This is a genomic window from Streptomyces sp. NPDC001492 (assembly GCF_053597275.1).
On record NZ_JBSFHW010000061.1, the window covers coordinates 1 to 16,041 of the forward strand.

The 16,041-nt window shown below is 71.8% G+C and carries 17 protein-coding genes; 10 read left to right on the forward strand and 7 right to left on the reverse strand.

Features of this window, described 5'->3' with window-relative positions; all coding sequences use genetic code 11:
• The first annotated feature begins 105 nt into the window (after window positions 1-105).
• Window positions 106-1,626, forward strand: a complete 1,521-nt coding sequence (locus tag ACWC1K_RS44740; RefSeq protein WP_450839317.1) for a carboxylesterase/lipase family protein — start codon at window positions 106-108, stop codon at window positions 1,624-1,626.
• 6 nt (window positions 1,627-1,632) lie between these two features.
• Here ACWC1K_RS44740 and ACWC1K_RS44745 read toward each other — a convergent pair whose 3' ends face one another.
• Both ACWC1K_RS44745 and ACWC1K_RS44750 read right to left on the reverse strand, forming a co-directional pair.
• Window positions 1,633-2,202 carry a hypothetical protein gene (locus ACWC1K_RS44745; RefSeq protein WP_450839318.1) on the reverse strand — a complete coding sequence of 190 codons (570 nt, stop codon included), beginning with the start codon at window positions 2,200-2,202 and terminating at the stop codon, window positions 1,633-1,635.
• A gap of 85 nt (window positions 2,203-2,287) precedes the next feature.
• Window positions 2,288-3,259, reverse strand: coding sequence for an ankyrin repeat domain-containing protein (locus tag ACWC1K_RS44750; RefSeq protein WP_450839319.1), 972 nt, complete (start codon window positions 3,257-3,259; stop codon window positions 2,288-2,290).
• A gap of 225 nt (window positions 3,260-3,484) precedes the next feature.
• Between ACWC1K_RS44750 and ACWC1K_RS44755 the strand changes: the two genes are divergently transcribed.
• Window positions 3,485-3,988, forward strand: coding sequence for a DUF1269 domain-containing protein (locus tag ACWC1K_RS44755; protein ID WP_450839320.1), 504 nt, complete (start codon window positions 3,485-3,487; stop codon window positions 3,986-3,988).
• Here the strand turns inward: ACWC1K_RS44755 and ACWC1K_RS44760 are convergent.
• Window positions 3,985-4,191 (reverse strand): DUF397 domain-containing protein, encoded by a 207-nt coding sequence (locus ACWC1K_RS44760; RefSeq protein WP_450839321.1) that lies wholly within the window; start codon window positions 4,189-4,191, stop codon window positions 3,985-3,987. The two genes, ACWC1K_RS44755 and ACWC1K_RS44760, sit on opposite strands and share 4 nt — an antisense overlap.
• Complete coding sequence (locus ACWC1K_RS44765; protein ID WP_450839322.1) at window positions 4,175-5,020, reverse strand: helix-turn-helix domain-containing protein; 846 nt, start codon at window positions 5,018-5,020, stop codon at window positions 4,175-4,177. Before ACWC1K_RS44765 ends, ACWC1K_RS44760 begins: the two co-directional genes overlap by 17 nt.
• Window positions 5,021-5,135: 115 nt before the next feature.
• Here ACWC1K_RS44765 and ACWC1K_RS44770 point away from each other — a divergent pair, with 115 nt between their 5' ends.
• Entirely contained in the window at window positions 5,136-5,525 is a 390-nt protein-coding gene (locus ACWC1K_RS44770; protein WP_450839323.1) for a hypothetical protein, read from the forward strand.
• 127 nt (window positions 5,526-5,652) lie between these two features.
• Here the strand turns inward: ACWC1K_RS44770 and ACWC1K_RS44775 are convergent, their stop codons facing one another.
• Window positions 5,653-6,588: a ScbA/BarX family gamma-butyrolactone biosynthesis protein gene (locus tag ACWC1K_RS44775; protein ID WP_450839325.1), complete on the reverse strand. Its 936-nt coding sequence runs from the start codon at window positions 6,586-6,588 to the stop codon at window positions 5,653-5,655.
• A gap of 269 nt (window positions 6,589-6,857) precedes the next feature.
• On the opposite strand from ACWC1K_RS44775, the gene ACWC1K_RS44780 reads away from it, so the two are divergent.
• The 5 genes from ACWC1K_RS44780 (at window position 6,858) to ACWC1K_RS44800 (ending at window position 10,732) form a co-directional block, all read left to right on the forward strand.
• Window positions 6,858-7,484, forward strand: a complete 627-nt coding sequence (locus tag ACWC1K_RS44780; protein ID WP_450839327.1) for a ScbR family autoregulator-binding transcription factor — start codon at window positions 6,858-6,860, stop codon at window positions 7,482-7,484.
• Window positions 7,481-8,422: an NAD-dependent epimerase/dehydratase family protein gene (locus tag ACWC1K_RS44785; protein ID WP_450839328.1), complete on the forward strand. Its 942-nt coding sequence runs from the start codon at window positions 7,481-7,483 to the stop codon at window positions 8,420-8,422. Before ACWC1K_RS44780 ends, ACWC1K_RS44785 begins: the two co-directional genes overlap by 4 nt.
• A 237-nt stretch (window positions 8,423-8,659) precedes the next feature.
• Window positions 8,660-9,253 (forward strand): TetR family transcriptional regulator, encoded by a 594-nt coding sequence (locus tag ACWC1K_RS44790; protein ID WP_450839329.1) that lies wholly within the window; start codon window positions 8,660-8,662, stop codon window positions 9,251-9,253.
• Between the two features lie 143 nt (window positions 9,254-9,396).
• Entirely contained in the window at window positions 9,397-10,071 is a 675-nt protein-coding gene (locus tag ACWC1K_RS44795) for a sensor histidine kinase (RefSeq protein WP_450839330.1), read from the forward strand.
• The gene (locus tag ACWC1K_RS44800; RefSeq protein WP_450839332.1) at window positions 10,064-10,732 is read left to right on the forward strand and encodes a response regulator transcription factor; all 669 of its coding nucleotides are present in this window, start codon (window positions 10,064-10,066) and stop codon (window positions 10,730-10,732) included. The genes ACWC1K_RS44795 and ACWC1K_RS44800 overlap by 8 nt, the downstream gene beginning before the upstream one ends.
• A 259-nt stretch (window positions 10,733-10,991) precedes the next feature.
• Here ACWC1K_RS44800 and ACWC1K_RS44805 read toward each other — a convergent pair whose 3' ends face one another.
• Window positions 10,992-12,563 (reverse strand): FAD-dependent monooxygenase, encoded by a 1,572-nt coding sequence (locus tag ACWC1K_RS44805; RefSeq protein WP_450839333.1) that lies wholly within the window; start codon window positions 12,561-12,563, stop codon window positions 10,992-10,994.
• A 266-nt stretch (window positions 12,564-12,829) separates the two neighbouring features.
• On the opposite strand from ACWC1K_RS44805, the gene ACWC1K_RS44810 reads away from it, so the two are divergent.
• A complete protein-coding gene (locus ACWC1K_RS44810) occupies window positions 12,830-14,404 on the forward strand; it encodes an MFS transporter (protein WP_450839335.1) in 1,575 nt (524 codons plus the stop codon).
• A 117-nt stretch (window positions 14,405-14,521) separates the two neighbouring features.
• Complete coding sequence (locus tag ACWC1K_RS44815; RefSeq protein ID WP_450839337.1) at window positions 14,522-14,983, forward strand: nuclear transport factor 2 family protein; 462 nt, start codon at window positions 14,522-14,524, stop codon at window positions 14,981-14,983.
• 77 nt (window positions 14,984-15,060) lie between these two features.
• On the opposite strand, the gene ACWC1K_RS44820 is transcribed toward ACWC1K_RS44815, so the two are convergent.
• On the reverse strand, window positions 15,061-15,834 hold the full coding sequence (locus tag ACWC1K_RS44820) for an SDR family oxidoreductase (RefSeq protein ID WP_450839338.1): 774 nt from the start codon (window positions 15,832-15,834) through the stop codon (window positions 15,061-15,063).
• Window positions 15,835-16,041: the final 207 nt, after the last annotated feature.

The following is a 16,041-nucleotide window of genomic DNA, read 5'->3' on the forward strand; positions in this document are numbered from 1 at the left end:
CCCGCTGCCGACACCGGCCGCCGCACCGACATGCAATGAGGCCTCGAACGCCGGACGGGCTGAAAATATGTGGCGGCCCGCAGCGATCCAGACCAGGAGTTGATGATGACGACCACTGTCGTGCGTACCGTCGCCGGAGCCGTGCGTGGGCGCCTTGAGGACGGGCTGGCGGTGTTCCGCGGCATTCCGTTCGCCGAACCGCCCGTCGGGAAGGACCGGTTCGGGGCGCCGCGCCCGGTGCGGGCCTGGGAGGGGACCCGGGAGGCGTACGCGTTCGGGCCGCCGCCTCCGCAGGAGTCCGGCCTCCAGGGGCGCAGGGCCGTGCTGAACGTCCCCGAGGGCGACGAGTGGCTGACCGTCAATGTCTGGACCCCGGAGGCGGATTCGGGCGGTCTTCGGCCGGTGATGGTGTGGATCTACGGCGGGGCCTACAAGCTGGGGCACTCCGGCAGTCCCGGTTACGACGCCCAGCGCATCGCGCGTGACGGTGACGTGGTCGTCGTGACGCTCAACTACCGAGTGGGGATCGAGGGGTTCGCGCTCATCGAGGGGGCGCCCGCCAACCGGGGGCTGCTCGATCAGGTGGCCGCGCTGGAGTGGGTGCGGGAAAACATCGAGGGGTTCGGCGGGGATCCCGGGCAGGTGACCGTCTTCGGTGAATCCGCCGGGGCCGGGTCGGTGGCCTCGCTGCTTGCCATGCCGAGCGCGCGGGGGCTGTTCCGGCGGGCGGTCGCGCAGAGTATGCCGGGGACCTACTTCTCCGGCGAGCTGGCCCGTGACATCGCGTCCGCCATCGCCGAGGAGGCGGGGCTGCGCCCGACGGCGGCCGATCTCGCCACCGTCGATCCCCGGCAACTGACCTCGGTGGGCGAGGCGTTGAGCGCCCGGATGATGTCGTACGCGGACCGGTGGGGGCAGGTGGCCCCGACGGCCACCCCCTTCTCGCCGGTGGTCGACGGCGAGGTGCTGCCGTGCACTCCCTGGCAGGCGCTGAAGGCGGGCGCGGGAAAGGACGTCGACCTGCTCGTCGGGCACAACCGCGACGAGTTCCGGCTGTTCCTCGTGCTCGGCGGGATGCTGGGCAAGATCGGGGAAGAGCAGGCGGGCTGGGCGCTGCGGATGTTCGGTCCGGGGCCGGACGGGGAGCGGGCGTATCGCGCGGCCTTCCCCGAGGCCACGCCGGGTGAGCTGTTCGAACGCGTGCAGACGGACTGGTTGTTCAACATGCCCTCACTGCACCTGGCCGAGGCACAGGTCGCGGGTGGCGGGCGCGCCCATCTGTACGAGCTGACCTGGGCGGCCCCCGGCGGCGGGGGCGGCCTCGGCGCCTGCCACGGACTGGATATCCCGCTGCTGTTCGGCACGTTCCAGGCGGACCTGGGGCAGTTGCTGTTCGCGGGTACGGGAGCCACCGCGGAGGGGGAGGCGCTGTCGTCCCGTTTCCGGGAGTCCTGGACGGCGTTCGCGCGAACCGGGGACCCGGGCTGGCCGGCGTTCGAGCCGGAGGAACGCCTGGTGCAGGTGCTGGATGCCGGGCCGAAGGCGCAGGTCGGGCCGTATCCGGAGGAGACCTCGCGACGGCTGTGGGAGGGGTACGAGTTCGCGCCGCTCCCGCTGCTCAAGTAGGCGGCGCTAGAGGTTTCCGAGCGGCTCGATGTCGACCTTCACCGGTGTGCCCCACACGCGCAGCACCTCGTAGTCGGTGAACTCGTGCACCAGCCGGTACGCCATCGCGGGGCGCGGGCCGCGGCGCTGAGCGGCGAGGTACAGCTCGGCCTCGCGGCGGTCCCGCCTCGGCGTCCCGCACAGGTGCCAGGTCTGGCCGTTCCACGCCTCCGCCAGCCAGCGCTGCTGGGGCTGCGGGCGGTCGGCGCTGACGCCGTAGCGGGAAGGGGCGGTCTCGGTGGTGTGCGGGGGCACGGGGCCGCCGTTGAACTCGGCGCGGCGGGCCGCCCGGCGCCGGGTCTCGCAGAGCAGGCAGAGGTCGTGGGCGTTCTCGTCGACCGGGCCGTTCGGGTGCTCGGGGCAGCGGGTGGCGGGCGCGGCGCCGGTGACGCTCTCCTGCAGGAGGTCGAGGGCGCGCTTCAGGTCGGCCTTGACCTCGTGGAGCCTGGCGTCGGGGGTGTCGGCGGTGAGGGATTCGCCGTGCTCGCCGAGGAGGCGGAGGGCGCGGCCCAGGGCCGTCAGTTGGGCGTGGTTCATAGGTATCAGTGTGCGTACTCCTTGAGCTTTTCGGTGTCCGAGGTGCTGTTCACGGGGCAGGACGCTTGAGCTTCGGGTGCGGGTGTCAGGTCGCCCAGTAGTCGCGGTCCGGCAGTTCGACCCAGTGGTCCGGCGGGCCGACGACCCCTCGGGCGTCGGTCGGGCGCAGACCGGCGTACGCGAGCGAGCAGGCCACCGCCCGGCTGCTGTACACGTACGAGAACAGGACCTCCTCGGGGCTGTCCCCCGCGTCCGGGCCGCCGCCCGGGTGCAGGTCCCAGCCCTCGCAGACGCCGTCGCGGTGGATGCTGCCCTGGTTGCCGCTCTTGGGATTGGCGTACAGGCCGTAGGAGACGGTGCCCGCCGAGAGGCGGGTGTGGACGCCGGGCATCGAAGGTCCGTAGCCCCACGGCTGGGTGAGGACACAGCCGCCCGGCACGGTCGTCACCCCGACGATCCGCAGGGTCTCGTCCGGGTCGTGGGCGTACGGGTCCTCCTCCAGCTCGGCCGTCAGCTCGGGGTCGGCCGGGGTTGCCTCCAGGCGCCGTATCGCCTCCGCCGCGTCGATTCCGCCCACGCACGCCAGTCCCAGGCCCTCGTCGTGGATCTCGCCGAGGGCCGCGATGAGCCGTCGGCCCGCCGCCGCCACCGCGCGCTCGGCCTCCGTCAGACCGGGCTGAGCTTCGGGCTGGCCGGCGAACAGCTCGGGCTCCGGTCCGGCGAGACTCAGCCGCGCCGGCGTCCAGCCGCCGTGCCCCACCCGTCCCGGGTCGGCTCCGGCGGCGACCAGCGCCCGGGCGTTCTCCGCACGGCCCGCCACCACCGCCTCCCACAGTGCCGTCGTCCCGCCCTCCAGCGCGTCCACGTCCGCCACGCGCCGGGCCAGTTCCGCGACGACCTCGGGCGAGCCGAACAGCGCCGCCCGGTGCAGGGGCCGCGACCCTCCGACACCCCATCTCTCCGGGTCGGCGCCCGCGTCGAGGCGCCGCGTCACCTCCTGGTGGTCCTGCCAGCCCCGGTAGTCCATGCCCGCCCAGCCGCCGTCCGTGCCCGTCATCCCGTGCCCCCTCCAGCCCTTCGATCTCCGTGCCCACCACCCTCGCAGGCGCCACTGACAACGGGCGGTACCCGGCTCGGCAACTCCTCTCAGTAACTCGACTTTGTCACTTGACTCAGACGACCGACAAACTCCATGATGGAGCCATCGCAAGGCGCTGGATCGAAGGCCGGGAACACTTTCGAGGCCGTCGGTCGGCGTCCCGTCGCACCAGGAGGAATTCCGATGACCGACATGATCGCCGTCGCGTACCCCAGTGAGACCGTCGCCGAGCAGGCGCTCACGGAACTGCGCGCCCTGCACACCGAACACACCGTGCATGTGGCCGACGCGGTACTGCTCATCCGTGACCACGACGGTGAGGTGAAGATCCCCGGCAAGCCCCACCCCGCCGCTTCCGGCGCCCTGGGCGGTGCGCTGTGGGGAGGTCTGATCGGACTGCTGCTCCTTCAGCCGCTGCTCGGCGCCGCCATCGGCGCGGCCGCGGGCGGAGCGGTCGGCGCGACCGCCGAGGACGACGAACGGACCCAGTTCGTCAAGAGCCTCGGCGAGCGCCTGGCACCCGGGCACGCCGCGGTGATCGCGGTGATCTACGACGCCACCGCGGACAAGGCGCTGCCGCGTATAGCCCGGTTCGGCGGCGAGGTCCTGCACACCTCACTCAGCCAGGCGGACGAGGAGGAGATCCGCTCCGCCCTGAACGCCCAGCAGGCGGCGACGGTTGCTTAGTGGGCCCGCACGTCCTCGACGAACGCGGTCCATGCCTCGGCCCGGAACACGAGCTTCGGGCCGAGGGGGTTCTTTGAATCGCGGACGGGGACGACGGTGGGGTGGCCTTCGGCTATTTCGAGGCAGTTGTCGCCACCGCCGCCGCTGTAGCTCGACTTGTGCCAGGTGGCCGTGCTCAGGTCGTATTCAGGGGTGTTCCTCATGGGCGTAATCCTGCGCCAACCCCTCGATCAGGGCCAGGGACTTCTCCCGCGAGAGTGCGGAGGCCACGATGAGATCGAATACGAACCTCAGTTGGGTGACCGTGGCTGGATCGTCCTCCAGCCGCCCGTGGCAAACCCCCTCGAAGTAGACCAGCGGAGGGGCGTCCTCGAACTCCATCAGCTTCATGGCGCCCTGCATCGCCGCGTGCGCACCTGCGCTGAACGGCAGCACCTGCACGAGGGCCCGGCTCCGGTGTATCAGATCGGCGATGTGGCCCAGGGCCTCCGCCATCACTGCCCGGCTGCCGACCTTCCGGCGTAGCGCCGCCTCGTCAAGTACGGCCCACAACCTTGGGCTTGTTGGATGGGCGAGTAGACGGGTCCGAGCCATCCGGCCATCCACCCACCCGTCAATGGTCTCCTCCGGGGCCGTGGGGTCGTGCGCGCGGCTCACGGCCCTTGCGTACGTGGGCGTCTGCAGCAATCCGGGGATCAGGAGCGGTGCATACTCCCTGATCCACTTGGCTTGAGCCTCTGTCTCCGCCACCTCCGCGAAGTGCTCCGGATACTCGTATTTGGACTTGGCCGCCGCCCGGCAGTTCCGCAGGAAAAAGCCCCCCGTCTCCAACACCTCATCCAGCAACCGCGCATACTCCGGCTGCATCCGCCGAGTCCCCGCCTCCAACTGCCCGATGAACGACCCGCTCACGAACAGCCGTAGCCCGAGCTCCTCCTGACTCAGCCCGGCCTGCTCGCGTGCGTGCCGCAGCTCCGCGCCCAGCAGAGCCCGCGGCGATGACGACGGATCGAGGTCCTTCGGTCCCGGCATGTGCAACTCCCTGTCGTACGGAGGGGGTTGTTGGAACGTTTCGTATGGCCAGGTTAGAGGCGTTGCGGCCACGCTGTGTTGCGAACAGCAAACTCAGCGTGGAGGTACGAGCGACGTGCGGTCGACCGAAGAAGTCGTCGAAAGCCTGCGGCAGGCCCTCACGGGCGTCGGGGTGGCCCTGCCGTCCCTCTGCGTCGATCCCGTGACCGCGGCGAGCGAGGAGCCGTTCGCGCTCGTCGACCTCGGGCGCTGCAATGTCCGTACGGCGGAGAAGCTGGCGTCCGTGCTGCGCGGGGAGCGGCCGGCGGTCGGTGCATACGCAACCGATGTGCGGGACGGGCGGGTCGGCGAGGTCATGGGGCATGTCGGCGGGCGGGTGCAGTTGCGGCCGGTCGGCGGCGGGCGGGAGTGGGAGTGCCCGCCGGAGGCGGTGGGGGTGGCGCCGCCGGAGGAGGTGCTGCGGGCTCGGGTGCGGAGCCGGAACAGAGGGGTGCGCCTCTCATGAGGGCTCATGGACCCTGGACCCCCTGGTGAACTGCCCCCGCCGGTGCGCCGCATCCTCCCCGGCGCCCGCCTGCGCCGCCGTGTCTGTCGGCGGTACTCGCTGGTGGCGCGCGCCGGGGCGGGAGGGGTCAGTTCTGCGGGACGCTCAGGAGCGTGATGATGCTGGAGAAGACACAGACGTCGTTCTGTACGGCGGTGATCAGGACCCGGTGCTGACCGGGCTGGTCCGTCGGGAACGGGTCGGTGTGGATCCAGCAGGGGGCGTCGAGTTCGGCGTAACGGGCGAAGACGACGTCCATGGAGAGCATCGCGGCCGGCTGCTGCACCGCCGTGTGGCTGGCCTGGCGCGCCGCTTCGAGGAGCAGCATGCCGGGTGCGTGGTCGACCGGGTGGTCGAAGAGCACCGGGTGGCCCAGGTCGACGCGCAGCTGGTGACGCCGGGGCGAGTCGGTCGGTGAGAGGACGACGTCGGCGAAGTCCTGGCGGGCGACCTGGGCGGGCGCGGCCGGTGGGGGGAGCGGCAGCGCGCGGGCGATCGAGGCGTCGAGGTCGGCGTAGGGGCCCCGCAGGCGTTGGTAGAGCGCGGGGGCGGTGTTGGCGAACCGGGTCTGGGCGGTGCCCACCCGGACCCCGTCCCGGATCACGTCGACCTTCATCAGCATGCAGGCCAGACGGCCCATGCGGCGGACGACGTCGTGGCAGCTCACGCGGAGTTCGACCGAGGCCGTACCGGCGGTGGTGGCCAGTGCGGCGGGGGTCAGCGCGAAGCTGAAGTGGCTCCAGGACTGGCGGTGTCCCGCCGGGGCGTCGTAGGCGGCGTGGCTGAGCAGCGGTATGCACTGGCGGATCGACTCGGCCAGCAGCATGGGGTCGTGCAGGCCGTGCCGCGGTCCGTAGAAGGCGTGGTCCTGCGGCCAGTCGGCATGGACGGTGAAGACGTCGTTCCCGTTCTGGCACCACTGGGTCAGCAGTACCTCCGAGGCGGTGAGCTTGTGCACCTGCTCCTGGGTCACCGGCACCCAGGTCGGGACGGTGGAGTGGACATGCTGGATGGTGCTGGACATACGGAATCCCCCTGAGACGTATGTGAGCGCTGCGGCTGGCAGCCGCAGCCCCATAAACATAAAGAGTGCTCTGTTTGTTTGGCCCAAGGGGCGGTAAAGGGTCACTCATGGACCGATCAAGGCATGTGGGACATCGGCCTCCGGTTCCAGGAGGTTTCGTGGGGCTGCGGAGCGGCTGACCGGTGCACTGGACACCTCTCAAGGCCCGTGCGTAACCTGGTGCGTGTTCTAACCAAGAGAGTGCTCTGTTTATTTAGCGAGGAGGTCCAGTGGCGCAGCCTCAACAGGAGCGTGCCGTGCGGACAAGGGCGGCTCTCATCAAGGCGGCCGCCGAGGAGTTCGACCTCGCGGGGTACGCCGGCACGAGCACCACGAAGATCATCAAGCGGGCCGGGTCCACCATGGGGGCCCTGTACTTCCACTTCGGCTCCAAGGAGGGCGTGGCCAGGGCGGTCATGGCCGAACAGGCCGACGACCTGCCGGAGCGGACCGGCCGCAGCGGACTCCAGCGCCTGGTCGACCTCACCCTCGAACTGGCCCACGAGCTGCGGAGCAACGTCCTGCTGCGGGCCGGCGTGCGGCTGGCCGTCGAGCAGGGTGCCTTCGGCATCCAGGACGACACCGCCTACCAGCTGTGGATCACCCGGTTCAAGGAGGAGCTCATCGCCGCCGACGCGCTCGGCGAGCTGCGCGAGGGCGTGGACCCCGCCGGGTTCGCCCGGGTGCTGGTGGCCGCCTACAGCGGAACCCAGCTGCTGTCCCGGATCAGCACCGGCCATGAGGACCTCCGGGAGCGGATCGTCGAACTGTGGCAGTACTTCCTGCCCGCGGTCGCCACGCCCGAGACGATCGGCAAGCTGGACTTCGGCGTGCGGGGGCCGGAGACGGCGCAGTGACCCCGGACGGCGCGGCCGGCCCGTGGACCGTCGCGGTGACGGGCTCCACGGGCTTCATCGGCTCCGCGGTGGTACGAGCGCTGGCCGCCCGCACGGCTCCCGGCGGCCGGCCGCTGCGGGTGCGTGCGCTGGCCCGCGGCGCGAGTGCCGAGGTGCCGGGCGAGGGCACGGTGGAGCGGGTCCGGGCCGACGTCACTGACGCGGCGTCACTTCAGGCCGCTTTCAAGGGCATCGACGCCGTCGTGCACGCCGTCTCCTACGTCGGGGGCGATGCCCGGCAGGCCTGGTCGGTGAACCTCGAGGGGACCACCGCCGTCATGGCGGCCGCCCGGGAGGCCGGGGCCGACCGTATCGTCCACTTCTCCACGGCCGCGGTCTACGGCGCCGGTCCGCACCGCGGGATCGACGTCGACGGGGTCGACGCGGAGCCGGTGTCCGAGGCCAGCCGCAGCCGCCTCGCCGCCGAAGGGCCGGCCCTGGCGGCCGGTGCGCTGGTGCTGCGGCCGGGTCTGGTGATCGGCGAGGGGGACCGCTGGGTGGGTCCGGCCCTCGCCGAACTCACCCGGCGCGTACCGCCCGAGTGGGACGGCGGCACGGCGCTGCTGTCCCTCGTGGACGTGGACGACCTCGCGCGGCTGGCCGCCGCGGCCGTCACCGCGGGCACGCCGGTGCGCGGGGTGCATCACGCCGCCCATCCGGTGCCGGTGACCAGCGGCCGCCTCAGGCGGGTCCTGGCCGCACGCGGACTCGCCGAGCCCGCGCGCGGGGACGCCGACTGGGGGCAGTGCACCGCGCTGCTCGCGAACACACAAGGCCGTTGGGGACAGCGGCAGTTGGAGCTGCTGGGCCGGGACCACCACTACCGCAGCGACCTGATCTGGGAACTGCTCGCCACCGACCCCGGCCCGGGCCCGCTGGAGCGAAGGGGCGCCCGCTAGGGGCGGCCCCGGTGTCACGGCGACTTCGTCGGGCCCCCCTGCCTCACCGAGGCAGGGGGGCCTGTTCCCGTTCCTGGGGCCCCGTCGTGCGGGCGATGGTGGAGTGGCTCATTCCGCCTGCTTGCGAAGCGGTCGCCACTGCCAGAATAATATAGAGGGATCTCTTTTATTTACGTCCACGGTCCGGCCGGTGCCGACCGCGGGGCGGCCGGTCGGCCTCGGGACTTTGGAGGATGCATGGCAGTACAGGCCAGGGCGGAGCGCACGCGCGAAGCTCTCATCAGGGCCGCGGCCGATGTCGTGGACGACAAGGGCTACAACGGGGCCACCCTGGTCGCGATCAGCAGGTCCGCACGGGTCTCCATGGGGGCGCTGACCTTTCATTTCGCCAGCAAGAGCGAACTTGCCGAAGCCGTGGTCGAACGCGCCGCGACCGTTGCCGGCGAGCGGACCGCGTCCGCCGCCGCCGGGCAGGCGTCCCCGCTGCGCGCCGTCGGGGTGCTGCTGCAGGCGCTCGCCCGGCTCCTGGACGAGGACGTCGTGGTGCGTGCCGCCTCGCTGCTGGCGCGGGAGCGGCCGGACATCGTTCCGGCCTGGCACTCCTCGTGGACGCCGACGCTGTCCCAGTTGCTCAAGGAGGCGGAAGCGGCGGGGGAGTTGCGGCACGGTGTCCGGCCGCCCGTGGTGGCGGGACTGGTGATGTACCTGCTCACCGCTGCGGAGGTGCACCCGCGCACCGCGTCGGGGCAGGAGCGGTGCAGGGGGGCGGCGGGTGTCATGTCGCGCCTGTGGCCCTTCGTGTGCCACGGCATCGCGGTGCCCGCCGCCTAAAGCAAAGAGGTCACTCTTTTTTCTTTGCCATCTGTGTACTCGATCGGGCTCGAACTCGCTGGAAAAAAAGAGAGCTCTCTATATTCTTCTTGGATGTAGGGCCTACTCGGCCAGGAGACCGTACGGGGGAGAGCGAGGACCCGGTGAGGGATACAGAGACAGCAGGGACGGCACAGTCGGCGCCGACGGACGTCTGCAAGGTGCTGGCACGGGAAGTGCACGACCGGATCGGCAGCGGACTGGCGCTGGCACTGCGCCGTCTGGACATGCTGGAGACCACGGCGGCGGGGTCCGACCCGGAGGCCGCCGCCCGTCTGGAGCAGGTACGGGCCGCCGTGGTGGACGTCCTGTGCGCGACCCGGCAGGTGACCTCGGCACTGCGGGACTCGCCGCCGGCGGTCGCACCCTTCTCGATCGAGGACGCACTGCGCGGCTTCGTGCAGGCCATGGAGATCAGCGAGCCGAGGGTGGACCTGCGGGTCGACGGCGTGGACGGTCTGCTGCCGGCGGCCGTGGCGGACGCCGTGTTCCTCGCGGTCCGCGAGGCGATGCGCAACGCCGTGGCCCATGCGCACGCCCGGCACGTCGCCGTCCACATCACATGGGACGCCCGGGAACTGCACGCCTCGGTGGCCGACGACGGGGACGGCTTCGACCCCGCCGGGGTCGGCGAACGCGGTTCGACCAACGGACTGCTCGGCATGCGGGAGCGGATCCAGGCGGTCGGCGGCGTCACCACGGTCACCAGCGCACCCAGGCGCGGCACCCGGATCACGCTCTGGGTCCCGGTCAAGGAGAGGAACACCCGCCATGTCTGACGCCCCGACCCGCATACTCGTCGCCGACGATCACACCCTCCTGCGCGAGGCGATGGTCGAACTCCTGCAGAGCGAGCCCGACATGGAGGTGGTCGCACAGGTCGGCGACGCCCGCGCCGCCGTGCGGGCCGCCGCGGAACTGCGGCCCGACGTCGCGCTGATCGACGTGCAGATGCCGTACAACGAGGACCCGGGGGCCACCGTGCGCCGGCTTCTGGAGCGCCGGCCGGGGCTGCGGATCATCGTCCTGAGCATGGACGACCACCCGGCGCTCGTGCGCCGGCTGCTGGCGCTCGGGGTGCGCGGCTATCTCCACAAGAGCGCCAGCCGTCAGTCCCTGCTCGCGGCCATCCGGGAGCGGCCCGGCGGTGGGCGCACGGTGGTCACGGTGTCGATGCCGCCGCTCGCCGCCGCCGAGGGAGCCGGTCGGGCCGCCGTGATCTCCAAGCGCGAGACGGAGGTGCTCACCCTGGTCGCCGAGGCGCTGAGCAACCGGCAGATCGGCGCCCGCCTCGGTATCACCGAGGGCACCGTCAAGCGCCATCTGAGGAAGATCTTCGACAAACTGGACGCGGTGTCCCGGCTGGACGCGGTGAACAAGGCGGCGGCGCTTCAGCTCATCCGTCCGCGCAGTAAGCACTCCCTGCCGATGGCGGGGTGACGCCTCGGCGCACTGCGTGCACGGCCCCTGCCGGGTGTGAGGCGGGGGCCGTTGGCGTGGGACGGGGGTGTGAGCGGCAGCTCGCCGTGGGGGAGTTGTGGTGTGCCGGGTGCGGGTTCGTTGTGGCTGGTCGCGCCCACGCGGCGGAGCCGCAAATCGATACAGCCCCGCGCCCCTAAAAACAGGGCGCTGCACCCGCCGACGGCGTTGGCGGCCGCCGGTGCGAGTTCGACCGACGGCCCCCTCGGGGCGGTGCCGGTCAGGTGAGTGTGGTGCCGGGCAGAGGTTCCCGGCGGGTCCGGGCGAGGGTCGTGCGGATCGTGGTGGGGTTCAGGTCGGGCAGGGTGGTGTGGAGGTGGCCGTCGGGGCGGACGATCGCCGCGAGCGGGTGGCGGCCCAGTGCCCTGGTGAGCGGGCTTCGGGGGTCGGTGGGGGCCTCGACCACCTCGGCCTCGTCGCCGACGGCCGCGCGGATCGCCGCGCAGGTCCTGCGCCAGTCGGCCGGCCTGGTGCGGCCGGGGTGCAGCAGTACGGCGTACGAGCGGCCGGTGATGCGGGTCCAGGGCGCCCCGGTGCGGACCGGTTCCTCGCCGAGCAGGAGGGGCAGCCGGTCCCCGGGGACGGCCTTCGGCCCTGCGAGGGAGGTCCTGCGCGCGGTCGGGGCGCGGTAGCCCGACGTGAGCTGGCCGATGGCCGGCGCCAGGGTCCGTTGCAGGACACCGGTGCGGCCCGCGGCCCGTACCGCCGTGTCGCGCAGCGCCAGTTGGGCCGGCCTGGTCAGGGCTCCCCAGCGGGTCTGGAGGGAGGTGGACCGGGTCACCGTGTGCACCGCGGGGCGCCGCTCGGCGTCGTAGCTGTCGAGGATCGCCTCGTCGAGGGTGCCGCGCAGGACGCCCGCCAGCTTCCAGCCCAGGTTCGCGGCGTCCAGCAGGCCGGTGTTCATGCCCTGCCCGCCCGCGGGACTCATGAGGTGGGCGGCGTCGCCCGCGAGGAAGGCCCGGCCGCGGCGGAAGCCGGGCGCGCTGCGGACGTGGACCTGGAAGACCGTGCTGAAGCGCAGCTCGCCCACCTCGACGCCACCGGGCGCGCGGTCGGACACCACCTGCTGGAAGAACGCGCGGGTGGGCGTGGTCCCGGCCATCTCGGGCGGCACCGCGACGGCGATGCGGTGGACGCCGGGGGAGACCGGGGCGAGCCCGAGGCCGCCCGCGGCCGTGTAGCAGTAGCTCACCAGGTCCGCCGGTATCTCTCCGGACAGCTCGGCGTCGGTGATGGCGAAGTTGATCGGCAGCTTGGAGCCCTCGAAGCCGAGGCCCAGCTCCTTGCGCACCGTGCTGTGCGCGCCGTCGGCGCCGACGACCCACTCCGCCTCGATCTCCTCGGTGAGGCCGTCCGGCAGGGCGAGCACCGCCCGCGCGCGCGGCCCGCCGGCGTCCAGCGTCTCGAGCCGCACCCCGCGCTCGACCTTGCCGCCGAGCTCCGACAGGCGCTGTTCGAGCAGTGCCTCGGTGCGGTCCTGGGGCAGGCCGACGGCGAAGGGGTACGGGGTGTCCTCCAGGCGGTTCAGCCAGGCCGTCGCGAGAGGGCGGCGGTCCGAGTAGTACGCCACGCCCTGGATGCGGTGGCCGCTGTCGACCAGGCGGTCCGCGACGCCGATCCTGCGCAGGAGTTCGAGCGGGCGCGGCCAGATGGTGGTGGCCCGGGAGTGGGCCGAGTGGTCGCGTTCGGCGTCGACGATCCGGACGGGGACGCCCTGACCGAGCAGTTCACAGGCGATCACCAGGCCGATCGGCCCGGCGCCGACCACCAGGACGGGGTTGACCTTGGACATGTGCGCTCTCCCAGCGTTTCGGATACTCGCACCGGCCGATGGGCACGGGCAATTCCGGACGCTAGTTCCACAGCGCCGGATAAAGCGCGGATATTGTCCGAACGTGCCGCCGCAGCAAACGAAAGTAACACGCTGACCTGGGTGGATGCCCAGGTGTGCCTCCAAAGAAACACTCGCTGGACCACAAGGGGAATATACGGACCCGGTTCCGGTCCCTAGCGTGGAATTGCCATGGACACCGGCAGTTTTTCTGGAGGAAGAGAATCATGAGGGATCCGTCCCCGAATACGTCCCGCAATCCCGTCGTAAGTCTTGTCACCGTGGTGCTCGCATCGCTGCTGCTGCCGATCTCGCTGACCGGCGCGTCCGTGGCCATACCCGGTGTCGCCGCCGACTTCCACAGCAGCCTGGCCGCCGACGAGTGGATCGTGAACGGCTACGACCTGACCTTCGCCGGCTTCATGCTCGCCTCCGGCGCCTTCGCCGACCGGTTCGGACGCCGCAAGGTCTTCGTCCTGGGCACCGCCGTCTTCACGCTGTGCTCGCTGGTCTCCGCGCTGTCCGGCAACATCGCGCTGCTGGACGCCTCGCGGGTCGTCGCCGGTGTGGGCGCGGCCGCCGTGCTGACGTCCGGCAGCGCCACGCTCGCCCAGGTCTTCGACGGGCCCGCGCGGGCGAAGGCGTTCGGCGTCTTCGGCACCACCGTGGGCGTGGGCATGGCCTTCGGACCGTTCATCGCGGGCGCCCTGTCCACCAACTTCGGCTGGCGGTCCGTGTTCCTGGTCCCCGCGATCGCGGGAGCCGTGGTGCTCGCCCTCGCCACCCGCCTGCCGGAGTCCCGCGACCCGCAGGCGGGCCGCGTCGACTGGGCCGGCACCATCACCTTCAGCGGTGCGCTGACCGCGCTGATCGCCGCCCTGATCGAGGGCTCCGCGCTCGGCTGGACCTCCGCCTTCAACCTGGTCATGTACGTCGCCTGCGCCGTGCTCTTCGCCCTGTTCGTCGTGGTGGAGAAGCGGCAGGAGCGGCCGATGTTCGACCTGGGCCTGTTCCGGCAGCCGCAGTTCGTGTCGCTGTGCGTCGGCGTGGTCGCCCTGGTCCTGGCCTTCACCCCGCTGCTGGTCTACCTGCCCAGCTATCTCACCGCCGTCAACGGCCAGACCACGATGCACGCCGGCGTCGACATGCTGATGCTCACCGTGCCGACCATCTTCTTCCCCCTGATCACCGGATACCTGCTGCGCTGGATCCCGGTGCGGCACATGGTCACCGCCTCCGTCGGCCTGACCGCGATCGGCACGGCCTGGCTGACGGTGGTGCACCCCGGCATCGGCAACTGGGCCGCGCTGGGCCCGTACGCGGTGATCGGCATCGGGATCGGCGTCTCCTTCGGCGTGATGGACGGCGCGGCGGTCTCCAGCGTCGAGCCGGAGCGGGCCGGGATGGCCGCGGGCATGTTCAACACCATGCGGCTGGCGGGCGAGGCCACCGGCATCGCGGTGGTCGGCTCACTGCTCGTCAACTTCACCCGGGTGGAACTCGGCAGCAAGCTGGACGCCTTCGGCGGCCCGTACGGCGGGAAGCCGGGGGAGCTGGCCAACGCGCTGAACCAGGGGCAGCTGTCCGGACCGGAGTCCACCGTGCCGGCGAGCGCCCGCGCCGCCTTCCACCAGGTGGCCACGTCGGCCTACACCGGCGGTCTGCACACCGCGCTGTGGATCATGGCGGGCTTCTGCGCCGCCGCGACCGTGCTCGTCGCCGCCGTCGGCGCCAAGTCCCGCCAGGCGGCCCCCGCGGCCGAGGCCGCGCCGCAGGCCGAGCCGGACAGGGTCGCGGCCTGACGCACCGACGGGTTGCCGGGGCGGCTGCCGGAACAGCAGGCCGCCCCGGCAACCGCCTGTCCCCACACCCCCAGGACGACCAAACCGTCCGCAGCACAACCAACGAGGGAGAACATCATGAGCGAGCTGACCGTCGAACGAGTCCGTGAGGCCTTCGGCGCCCTGGCGTCGGGCGACCGCCAGGCCATGCTGGAGTACTGGGACGAGGACGTCACCTTCGAGATACCCGGCAACCACGCGCACGCCGGCCGGCACGAGGGGCTGGACAGCTTCCTCGGGTTCCTCAAGACCGTGGGCGAGCTGTCCGGAGGGACCTACACCGCCGAGAACGTGACCATCATGGTCAACGCCGAGGACGGGTACTCGGTCGACGTCAACACCAACCGCGCGCTGCGGGCGGGAGCGCCCGCGGACAGCACCTCGCCGTACGACCTGCTCGACGTGACGGCGCTGCACTTCCTGCGCTGGCGGGACGGCCGCATCGTGGAGGGCCGCGGGGTCATCCTCGGCGACGGCGGCTCGACCTCGGCCCTGTGGTGGTCCCCGATCAACCAGGACGGCTCGCGCCGCGGGGTCTGAACCCCGGTACGACCGATACGACTTCGGGCCTTCCCCGGCTGGGGGAAGGCCCGAAGTCGTCTGTCCGGCAAGGCGGTTCAGATACCGCCGCCCACCGTGGTCAGCCCGCCGTCGACGACCAGGGTCTGGCCCGTCACCCAGGAGGCGTCGTCCGAGGCCAGGTACGCGACCGCCGCCGCGATGTCCTCGGGGGCGCCGAGGCGGCGTAGCGCGTAGTCCGCGGTGAGCTGCTGCTCGCGCTCCTCGTAGAGCTTCGACGCGAAGCGGGTCTTCACCACGGCGGGGGCCACCGAGTTGACGCGGATGTGCGGGCCGAGCTCCTGGCCCAGCTGCTCGGTGAGGTGGATCAGCGCGGCCTTGCTGGCGCCGTAGACACCGATCCCGGTCGCGGGCTTCAACCCGGCCACGGCGGTCATGTTCACCACGCTGCCGCCGTGCTCGCCCATCCACGCCTCGCGGGCGCGGCGCAGCCAGCCCAGCGCCGCCAGCACATTGACGTCGAACACCTTGCGCCAGGCGGACTCCGTCAGATCGAGGACCGGGCCGAACACCGGGTTGATGCCCGTGTTGTTGACCAGGACGTCCAGCCGCCCGAAGGCGTCCAGCGTCCGCTCGACGGCCTCGGCCCGGTGGGCGTCGTCGTCCGCCTTGCCTGCCACGGCCACGGCGTGGCGGCGACCGCCGAGGCGCTCGACGGCCTCCGCCAGCGGTCCGGCCGAGCGGGCGGTGACGCAGACCCGGGCGCCCTCGGCGACCAGGCGCTCGGCGACGGCGAACCCGATACCCCGGCTCGCCCCGGTGACCAGGGCGACCCGGCCTCGGAAACGGGCGGGGGAGACAGCTGTGCTCACGATGGTGCCCTCCAGTGATTGCGGCGTGGGTGATGACTTGGGTCACGAGCAGACAGGCGACGACCGCGCGGCCGTGGCCGGTGTCGTCGCGGGGGCCTGTGTCCTGTTCCCGGCCGGATCGGCGCGCGGTGTCCCGGGCGTGCGAACGCGAGCGCCGGAAGGCCCTCACAGCGGAGCTGCCAGGGCCTTTCGACAACGCGGCCGGGC